The sequence below is a fragment of the Enterobacter sp. RHBSTW-00175 genome, from assembly GCF_013927005.1.
Taxonomy (GTDB): domain Bacteria; phylum Pseudomonadota; class Gammaproteobacteria; order Enterobacterales; family Enterobacteriaceae; genus Enterobacter.
Genome location: NZ_CP055930.1, coordinates 3,437,293 through 3,451,317 on the forward strand (window position 1 = coordinate 3,437,293; position 14,025 = coordinate 3,451,317).

The 14,025-nt window shown below is 55.6% G+C and carries 12 protein-coding genes; 1 reads left to right on the forward strand and 11 read right to left on the reverse strand.

Annotation, left to right across the window (positions count from 1 at the left end; genetic code table 11):
- Positions 1–36: 36 nt before the first annotated feature.
- The 7 genes from HV107_RS16300 to HV107_RS16330 all read right to left on the reverse strand — a co-directional run bounded on the left by HV107_RS16300 (position 37) and on the right by HV107_RS16330 (position 8,379).
- Positions 37–720: a DUF2931 family protein gene (locus HV107_RS16300; RefSeq protein WP_182059949.1), complete on the reverse strand. Its 684-nt coding sequence runs from the start codon at positions 718–720 to the stop codon at positions 37–39.
- Positions 721–734: 14 nt separating this feature from the next.
- A complete protein-coding gene (locus HV107_RS16305; RefSeq protein ID WP_182059950.1) occupies positions 735–1,418 on the reverse strand; it encodes a DUF2931 family protein in 684 nt (227 codons plus the stop codon).
- Positions 1,419–1,420: 2 nt separating this feature from the next.
- Positions 1,421–3,400: a type VI secretion system tube protein TssD gene (tssD, locus tag HV107_RS16310; RefSeq protein ID WP_182059951.1), complete on the reverse strand. Its 1,980-nt coding sequence runs from the start codon at positions 3,398–3,400 to the stop codon at positions 1,421–1,423.
- A 238-nt stretch (positions 3,401–3,638) separates the two neighbouring features.
- Entirely contained in the window at positions 3,639–5,138 is a 1,500-nt protein-coding gene (locus tag HV107_RS16315; protein ID WP_182059952.1) for an FGGY family carbohydrate kinase, read from the reverse strand.
- Positions 5,139–5,152: 14 nt separating this feature from the next.
- Entirely contained in the window at positions 5,153–6,571 is a 1,419-nt protein-coding gene (locus HV107_RS16320) for an L-fucose/L-arabinose isomerase family protein (protein ID WP_182059953.1), read from the reverse strand.
- Positions 6,572–6,605: 34 nt separating this feature from the next.
- Positions 6,606–7,556, reverse strand: coding sequence for a transketolase family protein (locus HV107_RS16325; RefSeq protein WP_182059954.1), 951 nt, complete (start codon positions 7,554–7,556; stop codon positions 6,606–6,608).
- Positions 7,549–8,379 (reverse strand): transketolase, encoded by an 831-nt coding sequence (locus HV107_RS16330; protein ID WP_014069250.1) that lies wholly within the window; start codon positions 8,377–8,379, stop codon positions 7,549–7,551. Before HV107_RS16330 ends, HV107_RS16325 begins: the two co-directional genes overlap by 8 nt.
- 285 nt (positions 8,380–8,664) lie before the next feature.
- Between HV107_RS16330 and HV107_RS16335 the strand changes: the two genes are divergently transcribed.
- Positions 8,665–9,621 (forward strand): sugar-binding transcriptional regulator, encoded by a 957-nt coding sequence (locus HV107_RS16335; protein ID WP_182059955.1) that lies wholly within the window; start codon positions 8,665–8,667, stop codon positions 9,619–9,621.
- 48 nt (positions 9,622–9,669) lie between these two features.
- On the opposite strand, the gene HV107_RS16340 is transcribed toward HV107_RS16335, so the two are convergent.
- The 4 genes from HV107_RS16340 to HV107_RS16355 are packed head-to-tail and all read right to left on the reverse strand — an operon-like array spanning position 9,670 to position 13,847.
- Positions 9,670–10,758 (reverse strand): ABC transporter permease, encoded by a 1,089-nt coding sequence (locus HV107_RS16340; protein ID WP_182059956.1) that lies wholly within the window; start codon positions 10,756–10,758, stop codon positions 9,670–9,672.
- Between the two features lies 1 nt (position 10,759).
- A complete protein-coding gene (locus HV107_RS16345; protein WP_182059957.1) occupies positions 10,760–12,286 on the reverse strand; it encodes a sugar ABC transporter ATP-binding protein in 1,527 nt (508 codons plus the stop codon).
- Complete coding sequence (locus HV107_RS16350) at positions 12,286–12,894, reverse strand: DUF2291 family protein (protein ID WP_182059958.1); 609 nt, start codon at positions 12,892–12,894, stop codon at positions 12,286–12,288. The genes HV107_RS16345 and HV107_RS16350 overlap by 1 nt, the downstream gene beginning before the upstream one ends.
- 11 nt (positions 12,895–12,905) lie before the next feature.
- Positions 12,906–13,847, reverse strand: coding sequence for a D-ribose ABC transporter substrate-binding protein (locus tag HV107_RS16355; RefSeq protein WP_182059959.1), 942 nt, complete (start codon positions 13,845–13,847; stop codon positions 12,906–12,908).
- Positions 13,848–14,025: the final 178 nt, after the last annotated feature.

Here is a 14,025-nt window from a genome sequence, read left to right on the forward strand (position 1 = left end):
CACGGGCCCTCTTTTCAGCGGGCCCGTCTCTTAGCGTTAATCCCAGTTCCCGTACGGGTAGGTATTGCCTTTGATGAACTCTTGCGTTTCGGGAAGAAAATTAAAACTGCCGCCGGGTACGACATAGTCTTTGCAAAGGGTCAGGTCTTTGCCGGAGCGGGTCATCAGCTTCAGGGGCTTGACGCGGAGGCTGGGGCGTCCGGCGACATCTGAAAACCAGACGTTGACTTTACCGCCGGGGGAGAGGCCAAACACCATTCTGTTGTACCAGACCGTTCTTCCCGTCGGGCTGATATGATCAGCAGGGACTTTCATGCGCAGCCAGGTTTCGGGCCCGAATACGGCGCTGGTTTCGTAGGTTTGCTGGTCAATATAGGAATCCCAGCAGAAGACAATATACTGGGGTGGTTTTTTGACTTTGTTGAAATGGACACCATACCCGTGAGCATATTCAGGCCATTCGTTGATAGAGTTAATATCCCAGAAAGTAGGGTCAAGGGTATTGAACGTATACAGATAACCATCCGTGTCGATGACTCTCGCGTGGTTGACCATTGACGGTAATTCCCTGGGCGTGATGAAGGCGAAATTCCATTCGTCGTAAGGCAGCGTCCAGTCTCCGCTGGCGGCCTGATTTGACTGTAACGGGTGTCGCTTTTGCGTGCTGCATCCCGCAGCAATCAGCAACAGCGTGAGTATCAACAGGTTATTTATTTTCATTGGTATCATCCCTGTTAATCCCAGTTTCCGTAGGGGTAGGTTTTGCCTTTGATAAATTCCTGTGTTTCGGGAAGGAAATTAAAACTGCCGCCGGGTACGACATAGTCTTTGCAGAGGGTCAGGTCTTTGCCGGAGCGAGTAATCAGCTTCAGGGGTTTGACGCGGAGGCTGGGGCGCCCGGCGACATCGGATAACCAAACGTTGACTTTACCGCCGGGGGAGAGGCCAAACACCATGCTGCCGTACCAGACTGGAGCGCCAGAAGGACGGGTATGATCTGCAGGCGTTTTCATGCGCAGCCAGGTTTCGGGCCCGAATACGGCGCTGGTTTCGTAGGTTTGCTGGTCAATATAGGAATCCCAGCAGAAGACAATATACTGGGGTGGTTTTTTGACTTTGTCGAAATTGGCGTAAAAACCATTCGCATTCTCCGGCCATTTATCAACAGAGGCAGGATCCCTGGCGGTAGGGTCAAGGGTATTGAACGTATACAGATAACCATCCGTATCGATGACTCTTGCGTGGTTGACCATTGACGGTAAATCTCTGGGGGTGATGAAGGTAAAGCTCCAATTGCCATATGGCAGCGTCCAGTCTCCGCTGGCGGCCTGATTTGACTGTAACGGGTGGGATTTATGTGGGCTACATCCAGTAACCGTCAGTAGCAGAGTAAGCGCCAGTGCGTGTGGTCTTTTCATCACTATTTTTCATCCATGTTGTAGATTTTTCTGACCCAGTTATTGTCCGGACGGTTCACAAAGCCGATGGTTTCAGAGGCAGAGGCTCCACCCCGTAAGTCACCGGACGCCTGGAGCTCCACCGCGTTCCAGTGGGCTGCGCAGTGGATATAGTTTCGGGCAATCATATCCACCTCCTCTGTTGTAAAACCGGCTATTTTTTTATGCTGACGAGCCGCTTTTCCCATCAGCCGGGCATGGTCGCTGAACGCCTTCAGTTCATCCGGTAGCCTGTGCGTACTGACCTTGTCGACGTCTGCAAGTATCGCCCCGGCCTCAACTGCCGCATCGAACATGACCCGCAGTGCCACCTTCGACCAGTCAAAAAAGACCGTCCGGTGGCGCAGGGTCAGGGCTGCGAATGTGCGTTTTTGCCGTTGGCTGTAGTGGTCGTCGGGTACCCGGTCGTCTTCCCATATTTCGGGGGTGATCTTACTGGTCCGTATAATGGGCAGGATGGCGGGGGAGCGTCCCAGCACTTGCAGTTGCGCGATTGCCTGCTGGTAAATATGCGACTGCGATCCGGGCTGATTTTGCGGCAGGGTTTCTACCAGCGGGCGCGTAAGAAAGAGGTCTTCCCGCAGTTGCGGCAAATAACCGCCGCCGATATCGGAATGCACGCCGGGGAGCACCAGTTCTGGCCAGGCGCGGGCAACGCTGTTAAGGGCGAAGTTATAGCGACACTCATGCTGGGCGGTGAGATGAAACACCTTCTGCGCCACGCCGGGGCGAAGCTGGATATTAACGCTGCCGGTGTCGGCGCTGTGCGGATCGAGTCCGTTTGCTATTGTGCCGACTGCCGCCACGGTGTCCATAATGCCGAGAAATCGGTTTTTACCTGCAGACGCACCGCGATAATTATATTCTTTCATTCCGGTTGAGATTGAGTCGATAATAGCGTGTTCTTCTGACTGTACGCGATTGGCAAAATGACGCGCCGCTGCCGCGCCGCGACTGAAGCCGAAGATATCAAACAGCAGCGTATCGACGACAAACTTCCCTTTCAGTAAAGTAAGTGTGGCATCTATTGCAGCAGCCAATTGCGCCACCGCATCGTCAGTTTTGGCTATAATCCCCGTTTCTGCCGTCCCCAGCCCAATACCGACCAGGCTATCAGGTTCGCCTGCCCGGGTACCGATCCCCTCAATATAGATAGCGCCTTGTATATAGCTACTGTCTGGCGGGAATTTTTGCTCATACAACTCATTCAACCAGTGAATGTTCGTGTAATACCCAAGATAACTGGTCGCCCCAATCCCGCTGATCCCCATCTTCTCTGACGCATTTCTGGCAAGAATGCTTGCGGCATCAGGCCCATCAATATCAAAGTGCTGCGCCGTCAGCGCTTCGAGCATATTTCGGGTGTTCACCGCGTTGTTGCCGGTACCGTCAAAGAATATCCCCAGCACCAGCGTCACCCTGTGCTCTGGCTGTTCTTCAGGAAGTAGGGCCTTCTGCACCACCGGGAAGAGCTGGTTATAACGCTCCGGCGTCAGCAGATAAGCAAACTCGGTGCCGGCAATCAGATGGCGACTCAGAATATAATCATAATCCACCGAGATATATTCATAATCTAAATCGTTCATCCTTGAGTTCAGATAAATGGCGTTTATCGTCGCACCGCGAATTTCAATCAGATAATATTTCTCCAGTCGTCCGTATTGATTGGTCCGGTAAATATCAAACGACATATTAAGACGTTCATTATTATTAATGGCATTGCTGAGTAACGGAGAGCTTTTATCCAGGAGTTTGCAAAATTGCAGGCCGCGGTGGTTAACACGGCCATTGGCGCCGTCTGCCGCCTGCATCAGGCTGAATACGAAGATCTCATCTTCATGTCCCTGTTGATAGCGGTTACCAACGGAGCCCTGTGAGCCACAGCCAGCAGAAATCTGTCCCTGAATATCACCCTCAAGCGTTAAATAAATAAGGTTGCTCATCTATTTTCCCTGAATGATGTTTTTCAGGAGAAAAGTGTAATGAGAATGTGGGGATGTGAATCTGTTATTTATCAAATTAAACGACGATTGCGGAGGGTATTTAATCGTTAAAGGAACTATTAATAAAATAGAATATATATAAGAAAATATCTCCTCACCAGATATCTCTCAGTACATTTATTGCTGAAAGAATAGGTGGCGATAATGAAAAACGGCAACCAATGTTGCCGTTTCATTTTTACTTTCTCGCCAGCGCCACGGCGTGCTGCCACGCCTGCCAGCGATGCTGCAACCGCACATGTCGCGCCATATCCGGTGCAAATGTCACGTGTTCCGGCAGATACTGGCGAAGCTGCGCCGTCGTCAGATTCATCAACGCCTTGCGCGCCAGCAGCGCCGCGCCAGTGGCGGAAAGCTCTGCCACGTCGCTACGCATCACCGGGCAGCCAAGCAGGTCGGCCTGGTACTGCATCAGCCAGTCATTTTTGGTTGGCCCGCCATCCACCATTAGCGCACTGAGCGTAAAACCCTGATGGGCGCGCATCGCGGTTATCACATCGGCAATCTGGTAGGTAATGGACTCCAGCGCGGCGCGGATCAGGTGTGCACGTTTCACACCGCGACTTAATCCGTGGATCAGCCCGCGCGCGTTTTCATCCCACCAGGGAGCACCAAGCCCGGTCAGCGCCGGAACGAAAAATACCCCCAGGGTTGAATCAACCGTACGGGGCAAGTCGTTCAGCGTCTGCGCCAGTTCCTGCGGCGGAAGCTCGCTCAGCCCCGTACTGTCGGCCATCCACGCCACCGCATCTCCGGTGTGCGGAATATTTCCCTCCAGGCCGTACACCAGCGTGTTCCCGTCGTGCCAGGCGACCGTGGTGGCAAGCGAAGTCACGTCACAATCGGCAGACATCACCGGAGCCATCACGGACGATCCCGTTCCGTAAGTGGCTTTCACGCAGCCTTCAGCTCCCAGTCCATGAGCGAACAGCGCCGCGTGGGAATCGCCAATCATGGCCAGCACCGGAATGCCGTCAGGAATGGATGTCCAGCCCGATGTCGTGCCAAACAGGCCGCTCGACGGTTTAATGGCAGGCAGGGCTTTGCGCGGGATGCCAAACAACGCGAGCATGTCCGCATCCCAGTCACCCGTTTGCAGGTTCATCAGCTGCGTGCGCGACGCGTTGGCGTGATCGCAGTAAAAACTCTCGCCCTGTGTGAGCTGCCACAGCAGCCAGCTGTCGATGGTGCCAAGACAAATCTCCCCCTGTTCAGCACGAGCCAAACCGTCAGCAGTGTTATCCAGCAGCCAGCGCATTTTGGAGGCAGAAAACAGTGGTGCCACCGGCAGGCCGGTGACGGCTTTGATCTGCTGCTCGTGACCATTCTCGCGCAGCGTGTGGCAAAACGCAGAGGTGCGGGAACATTGCCAGCTCAGGGCCGGGGCAATGGGCCGCCCTGTTGCCCGATACCAGCCCACTACAGTTTCGCGCTGGTTGCTGATGGCTAACGCCGACACGCGTTCTGCGCCAACGGCTTCGATGGCGCGAGAGATGACATCCAGCGATGCTGCAAGCAGCAACTCTGCGGATTGCTCCACCCATCCCTCGCGCGGGGTCTGGATCTCCAGTGCGCGCGAGAAGCGGGCCACGATAGTGCCGCTACCATCAAAGGCCACGGCTTTCGCATTTGTAGTGCCCTCATCAAGGGCAATAATAATATCCTTGTTCACCGACATAGCGGCCTCCGGCCTTACTGGTGGAGATAGGTCGACACGCCAAGATAGCGGGTGAACGCTTCGTTGAGGATCTCTGCGCTGGAGGAGTGGTTCATGGCAACGTGATGCTCAAATCCGTTGCGGCATATCCACGACAGCAGATTTTCCAGATGCGGAACCTGGATAACCGCGCGGCACCCGACAGTATCCAGCGGATCGTCCACCGAACGGCCTTCGCCAACGTAGGCTTTGATTTCACCGGTCAGGTCGTCAGTGCTCAGGCGGAAGTAGGTCAGCGGGCCACTTTTCAGGCGGCCATGTACCGCGCCGCAGGTGTTCTCTTTGCCCACGGTGGTGCCGATGATGTCGGCCGTGCCCATGTGCGGGGTTTCCAGGCTGGCGGCGGCGAAGTTACCGCAGTGGAACAGCACGCACTTGTCGCGATCGTCGCCAAAGTTGTTGTTCCAGTCGGCAATGGAGGCCGGGTTCAGGTTGCTGCTGGCGAGGGCATACATGGAGAGTGCGCCCATCACATCCACTTCGCAGGCGCTCGGCATCAGCTGGCCGGACATTACGCTCATAATTGAGCAAACGTTAATTCCGAGGTTTTCCTGCAATGACGTCCAGCACTGGATTGCGGTGGTGTCGATGTCGTTGGCGACAATCCATTCGCTCAGCACCACAAACAGTTTTGCCATCATGACCAGTTTGTCTGCCGGAATGCCGCTGGCATCGGCGTTATCGAGCAACAGTCGGCGTTTTTCATCGACGCGGATATCGTCATCACGCAGCAGTTTAATGCGGGTAAAGACTTCAGACAGATCGAGCGTTTCCACGGCAATGCCCAGCCGTTCCAGCAACTTCTCGCTGTAGCGTACGGTGTTAAAGCCCGCCGGACGCGCACCAATGGCCCCGACACGCACACCCCGCATACTGCTCACCACGCGGCAGACTTGCTCAAAACGACGGAGATCCTGCTCGAAGACTTCAGCGCTGAGCGCGCAGACGTGCTGGGTCGTCAGGGTGAACGGGATGCCGTACTGGCGCAGGTTATTGCACAGTGAGATCTTGCCGCAGAAGCTGTCGCGGCGGGTGGCGAGGCCCATTTTGTCGAGATTATCTTCTTCGGCCTGCACCAGCACCGGCACGTTCAGGCCGGAAAGGCGCAGGGTTTCGGCAATCGCTTTTTCGTCACCAAAGTTAGGCAGCAGAACCACCACGCCGTGAATGGCATCGCGATGGGTGCGGAACAGATCGGCACAGACTTTTGCGTCCTGACGGGTTTCAACCCCGCCAAGCTCCGTCTGGCTCGGGTCGAGCATTATGGTGTTGATGCCAAGACGGCCAAACAGCGCGATGGCCTGTTCACGCGCTTCTGCGACCAGGTAGCTTGGGAAAAATCCCCGGTTACCGATAATCACGCCCATGGTGAGTTGTTGAGGAATTCGGGACATTGCGTTCTCTCCAGTAAGATGTTGTTTTTATTTTTCAGGATGACTGTTTTACGTGCAGTTCCCGGGCGTGTCTGATAACGCCTGCTGCATCTATTTCGTGGCGCGCGCGCGTGGAGGCGCGGTCGGCCGCAATCGCGTATTGCCCGTCAGGGATACCTAAACGGCGCAGCGGGATAGCGCACCCGGCTTCGGCCAGCACTTCCGCCACCAGGCTGCCTACGCCACCGTTCACGTTGTGCTCTTCTACCGTCACCACGGCTTTGCACGGTTTGATGGCCGCCAGCAACGCTTTGGTATCACAGGGACGAATAGATGGGACACTGATAACACTGGCGTCAATACCTTCTGCGGCGAGTTGTGCGGCCGCTTCCACTATTTCATGTACGGTCGAGCCCATTGCAACCAGCGCTACGTCATGGCCCGCACGCAGCACGTCGATGTTGCCCGGTGCAAAACGGTAGCTTTCATCGTGCAGTTCCGGCAGTGCTTTGCCGTCAAGACGGATATAGACCGGGCCGACGTGATCCAGGGCGTAGTCGATAATCTGACGACACTCTGCCGGGCTTGATGGGGCATAAATTTCGATGTTGCCAAAACCGCGCATGATGGCGATATCGTCAATGCTGTGGTGGGTACTGGCGAGAGGGCCGTAGCTGGCACCGGCATTCAGGCCAAACAGTTTGACGTTGGTGTTGTTGTAGCAAATATCGACTTTGATTTGCTCGTTGGCGCGGGAGATCAAAAACGGCGCGGCGTTACAGGTGACCGCAATCTTGCCGCCAATCGCCAGCCCGGCGGCAGTGCCGACAAGGGTCTGCTCGGCGATCCCGACGTTCACCAGCCTGCCAGGGAAACGCTTGATAAACGGCGAAATTTTGGCAGTAGAGGTGGAGTCTGCCACCACGGGAACCAGATCCAGCCCTCTGTCGACCGCATCGATAAAGGCATCTACCATTACGGTGGCGAGATGTTCGCTATTACTCATCTTTCAGTTCCTCCAGCGCCAGTTCAACTTCTTCGCCTTTTGGCACACGGTGGTGCCACTCCGGGCGGCCCTGAATAAAGGAGATCCCGGCGCCTTTCGTTGTGTGGGCTATCACCACGTGCGGCTTCCCGTTTGGCTGTAATCCTTCCAGCGTCGCCACCACATCAGCCATGTTATTGCCGCTGCATTCGGTCACTTCCATGCCAAACGCGCGCCACTTCTCATCCAGCGGATCGGTGTTGAGGATCTCTTTGGTTGAGCCCGCGAGTTGCAGATTGTTTTTGTCGTTAATGATGACCAGGTTATCCAGCTGATAGTGGGCGGCAACCAGCGCCGCTTCCCAGTTACTGCCTTCCGCCAGCTCGCCGTCACCGGTCACCACAAAGACCCGGCGCTTGCTGTTATTGCGTTTCGCGGCCAGGGCGATGCCCACCGCAACCGGCAGGCCATGGCCGAGTGCGCCAGTATTCAGCTCAATGCCCGGGGTTTTGTGTTTCACCGGATGACCCGGCAGGTGAGAATCTGCGTGCTGATAAGTGGCAAGCCACTCCAGTGGGATAAAGCCCGCTTCTGCGAGCACACAGTAGTAACCGCCCACCGCATGACCTTTGGACTGGATATAGATATCGCGTTCGTCGCTGTCCTTCAGCTGCGGTGAGCAGTGGAGAATGCGGAAATAGAGCGCGGTGAGCAGCTCAACCTGAGAGAGATCTGCACCGGTGTGACCACCAGCGGGGCTTTCAGCATTCAGCACGATGATCCGCCGACGAATCGAGCGTGCCTTTTTTTCGAGCTCCGCAACGGAGAGCGAAAACGGATTCATAAAACACCTCCTGAATTTATAATCTGTAATGAATAATTATTCCAGCAGGGTAAGAAAGAGCCCGTCTGACACGGGGTTTTTTACGTCATTGAATATATATTCAATGCTGATTTATTATTCATGATGATAAGATATGCCCGGATTCAGGGTTTGTCTACGCCCCGAACGGGCTCTTTGCAAAAAAAGCGAAAACGATCACATTCGGATCTCTTCAGGAAAGGCGGGTTCCCTTGTTATCTATTCATCAATGAATAAAAATACAGGTATGAAATCAGGGGGAACGCCATGTCAAAGCAGGATGAACAACGGTTGCTGGTGAAGATTGCCACGCTTTACTACAGCGAAAATAAAAAACAGTCCGAGATTGCCTCGCTGCTGCACCTCTCACAGTCTTTTGTATCACGTGCCTTAACGCGCTGCCAGAAAGAGGGGCTGGTCAAAATCACCGTCGTCCAGCCGACCAATATTTTTGTGTCGCTGGAGAAGGCGCTGGAAGAGCAGTACGGCATTCGCCAGGCCATTGTGGTGGATGTGGGGGACAACCCGACTAACGCACAGGTGAAACACGCCATTGGCAGTGCGGCAGCGCACTATGTTGAAACGCGCCTGCGCCCTGACGATCTGGTGGGAATTTCCTCCTGGAGTAGCACCATCCGTTGCATGGTGGACGAGATGCATCCGCAGAATATCAGCGCCGCAGGGGTTATCCAGCTTTTGGGCGGTGTCGGGCCAAACGGTAACGTGCAGGCGACGATCCTGACGCAACAGCTGGCGGCGCATCTGGACTGTCCGGCGTGGCTGTTACCGTCGCAGAGTATTGAGCATTCCGTTGAAGAGCGCGCCCGGCTGGTGGGCAGCCCGGACGTGGCGGCAGTGGTCAGTAAATTTGCCGAAGTGGATGTGGCGATTGTGGGGATCGGCGAGCTGGAGCCGTCCCAGCTGCTGAAAAACTCCGGGAACTACTACAACGAAGATATGCTCAGGTTGTTGTCTGAGCGCGGTGCGGTAGGGGATATCTGCCTGCATTACTACGATGCGCAGGGCAAGCAGGTGCTGAGCCACGAAGAAGATCCGGTAATTGGCATGGAACTTTCACAGATCCGCGCCTGCCCGCAGGTGATTGCCCTGGCAGGCGGGCCGGAGAAGCGCAACGCTATCCGTGGTGCACTGGAAGGGGACTATATCGATGTGTTGATCACCGATTACCCGACGGCAAGGAGCTTGCTGAAAGCTGAGGTGTAAGTGTTGCCGGGTGGCGGCTGCGCCTTACCCGGCCTACACATTTAATCGCTATTTTCCTTCCATTACCGCCTTCTGCGCCACCACTGCCGCTTTCTGCTGCATCCGGTTTTGCATCTGGTCGATAATGACTGCCACGATTATCACAATCCCTTTAATCACCATTTGCCAGAACTCACTCACGCCCATCATCACCAGCCCATCAGCCAGAAAGCCAATCACAAAAGCGCCAATCAGGGTGCCGAGAATGGTCCCGCGTCCGCCCGCCAGCGACGTCCCGCCAAGCACCACGGCGGCGATGGCGTTCATCTCAAAGGCTGTGCCGTTCGCCGGGTGGCTGGCCAGAAGCTGAGCTGATACCACAATCCCGGCAATAGCCGCGCACAGGCCGGAGAGGGTATACACCAGCACTTTCACCTGTTTCACCTTCACGCCGGAAAGCTCAGCCGCACGCTCGTTATCGCCGATGGCGTACACATGACGGCCAAACGGCAGGCGGCGGGCGATCCAGGCAATCACCACGGCCAGCACGATCATCATCCAGATAGCCCAGGGGATCCCGAGCAGCGTGCCCGCGCCTATCTCGTCAAAGCCGGTATTCCCCAGTTGCGGATTACCGGCAAGGCCAGGGAAGGTTTGTCCGTCGGAGGTTAACATCGCCGTACCGCGCAGCACGTACATGGTGCCCAGGGTACAGATGAACGGTGCCACGTTGTAGCGGGTGATGATCCAGCCGTTCACCGCCCCAATCAGCGCCCCAATCAGTAGCACGATGGGAACAATCACCCAGACGCTCGGGAAGATGGCAATGCCAAACATCGGCAGTACAATGCCTTTGGTGATAAGCCAGCCAGCGACCATGCCGCACAGGCCAAGCGTGGCGCCAATCGACAGGTCAATCCCGGCGGTAATGATCACAAAGGTGATCCCCAGCGCCAGGAACGCATTGATCGCGATGTGTTTAATCATGATCACCAGGCTGCCCGCCGAGAGGAAGCCTGGCACGGTAATGGTAAAGAAGCCGACAATCAGGAACAGCGCAATAAAGGTGCGCATTTTGAGCAGCAGCAGCAGGATATTTTCCCGGGAAAGCGCAGCCCCTTTTTGCGGTGCCAGCGCGACAGACTGTGTAGTTTTCATATCAGAACCCCTGAGCACTTGCCGTTACCAGTGCCGATTCTTCGGCCCGATCGCGAACGATATCGGCGGTGAGTTTGCCGCCGGACATCACCAGAATGCGGTCAGATACCGCCATAATTTCTTTTAAATCCGAGGTGGAAAAGACCACCGCAATCCCGCGTTTTGAAAGCTCCACCATCATGCGGAACACGTCGGCTTTCGCCCCGACGTCGATGCCCCGCGTGGGTTCATCCAGGAACAGCACTTTCGGGTCCGTCAGCAGCGAGCGGCCAATCACCACTTTTTGCTGATTACCGCCGCTCAGTGCCTGAATTTCGACTTCAGGTGATGAGACTTTGATCGACAGGTTGCCAATGGTGGAGGCCACCACCGCCTGCTCATCCTTTTGCGAGATGGTTAACCCGCGTTGTAGCCGTCGCCACAGGCTGGCAATGGTCAGGTTGCTGGCGACCGATGAGCCAGGGAAAATCCCGGTGCGTTTGCGGTCTTCCGGTACCAGGCTCATGCCCATGCGGATGCGGTCGGCAGTCGAGAGCCGCTGCGGCACGGGTTTGCTGTCCAGCCACAGTTTGCCGAGGTAGTTCCGCTGGGTGCCTAACATGCACTCGAACAGCTCAGTGCGCCCTGCGCCCATCAGGCCATAAATCCCGACGATTTCCCCCGCGTGAACCTGAAAGCTGACATCGTTCACCACTGAGTTACCCGCCGCGTTAACGCAGGTGATGTGCTCCGCTTCCAGCACCGGTGCGCCAAACGTCCGCCCCGGAGAAAGGAAGTTGCTGACCGGGTCGCTGCCCAGCATTTCACGCACAATCCAGGGCACGTCGATATCTTCCACCCGCGCTTCGGCCTGGAATTTGCCGTCACGCAGAATGGTAATCACATCCCCAATCGCCATGAGCTCTTCCAGGCGGTGCGAGATATAGATGATGGAGACGCCCTGGTGGGTCAGCTCGCGGATCACGCGGAACAGAATATCGACTTCGGTTTTGCTGAGCGCCGATGTGGGCTCATCCAGGATCAGGATGTCGGCATCTTCCGCCAGCGCTTTGGCAATCTCGATAAGCTGCTGCTGCCCGACTTTCAGGTTACCGACCAGCTCGCGTGGGGAAATCGGTTGATCGAGCCGTTTCAGCAACGTGGCGGCGTGCGCTTCCTGTTCGCTTTCCTGAATCGGCATCAGCCCCTTTTGCCGCTCGCGGCCAAGGAAAATGTTCTCTGCCACGTTCAGGTTTTCAAACAGGTTCAACTCCTGGTGCACCATGCCGATACCCTGTGCTGCGGCATCGCGGGTATTGGCAAAATGAACCTGTTTGCCGTTAAGCCACATCTCGCCGAGGCTTGGTTGCTGAACGCCCGCGAGGATTTTCATTAGCGTGGATTTTCCGGCACCGTTTTCGCCAATGATGACGTTCACTTTGCCGCGCCAGACGCGGTAGTCGACGTTATCCAGCGCGACAGTGCCAGGAAAGAGCATCGAAATGCCGCGCGTGCGCAGGATAATGTCGTCAGTCGGGATGTCGCTCATCACGGCGTCTCCTGTTTCAGTTCCAGCGCTGCGGCTTCGTCAGCTTTGCCTGCAGTTATCGTGGTGGCGAAGGTCACGCTGGCGTTTTTGCCGTTCCAGCTTTCATCCACTTTCGGCAGATGCGTCACTGCCTCGCGATTAAAGGCGCGAGAGAGCTGAGCAAACTGCACCTGATTGGTGAACTCTTCAAAGCGGAAACCGGCCGCATCGCGAATGGCATTGCCCCGCATCACCGGGCCGCTCTGGATCTCAAACGGCTGACCGTTAACCATCATCACCAGTTTTTGCTCGCGTTCGTTGCTGTTATCCACGCGCTCAATTTTGCCGGTCAGCCGGACAAAGACACTTTTCGGCGTGGAAGAGGGCGTTTTCAGCTGTGTGCTCAGCGCACTGGCATCCAGCGCGTGTTGTGACGCGGCATCCAGTACCCGTGACTGCCAGGTTTGTTGCGCGATCTGCTGGGGTGTCTGGTTGTCGAAGCTCGCTTTCGCGTTCGGATCGGCAGGCATAATTGGCTTGCCGTCCGCATCCAGATCCACCACCGTGCAGGCCGTCAGCAACAGGGCGGCGCACCCGATCAGCACAGCGCCCCATTGTTTTAACGACATATTGCCTCCGCTTATTTGCTGAGATTGAACATGCTCAGCTTGCTGGCGTTGGTGTCATCAATCAGCACGCAATCCATCAGCTGTTTCTCTTCTTTCTGCGCTTTGCCGTTTTTCAGGTAGTAATCCGCCTGCTCAACCGCCATCTGCGCCTGTTGCCAGCCAGGCTGCAACACGGTGGCTTTGATGTTGCTGTTTTTGACGATGGAATCGCGGGTGTAGTCGCTGCCGTCGAAGCCGACGACGATGACGTTATGTTTGCCAGCGGCTTTCAGAGCGGCTTCTGCACCCAGCGCCATGGTGTCGTTACCGGAAATCACGCCCACGATGTCGGGGTTGGTCTGCAAAATGGCTTCCATGCGGGTGAAGGCTTCGGTCTGGCTCCAGTTGGCGGTTTGCTGCGCCACCATTTTCATGTCGGTGTAATCATCCAGTACGTCGTGGTAACCCTGCGAGCGGACGTGGGCGTTGGTATCGGACTGGCGACCCAGCAGCTCAACGTATTTACCTTTGCCGTTCAGCAGCTTCGCGAACTTCTCTGCACCCAGTTGTGCGCCCTGATAGTTGTTCGACACGATCTGGGCGACGGCGACACCGGTTTTATTGATTTCGCGATCGATAAGGAATGCTGGTACGCCTGCGGATTTGGCTTTCTCCAGCGGGCCGACGGTGGCATCTGCCCCGGCATTATCAAGGATGATGGCCTTAGCCTTACGGGCAATGGCGGTTTCAATCAGCTGGTTTTGCTTGTTCACGTCGTCATCATGGGATGCCACCAGCACGGTATAGCCAAGCTCTTTTGCTTTAGCTGCCGCGCCGTCGGCTTCTGCCTTGAAGAACGGGTTGTCGTGAGAAGGGGTAATTATCGCGATAAGACCGTTTTCAGCAGCAAACAACGAGCCGGAAGCGGCAATCATAGAAGCGAACAGGGCGGTTTTTACAAAGGTCATCTTCATGCTTTTCTCCACATTGAATATTTATTCAATAATGATTTATTATTCAATTTAACGATAAAGCCGCCTTTCCGAACTGTCTACGGTTTAGGCAGCTAATTTCTTAAAAGGAGAATAGGATCACGATCCTGACGGGAAAGAGGGAGATCAGGTAAAAACAAAAGCACCTGCTCAGAGACAG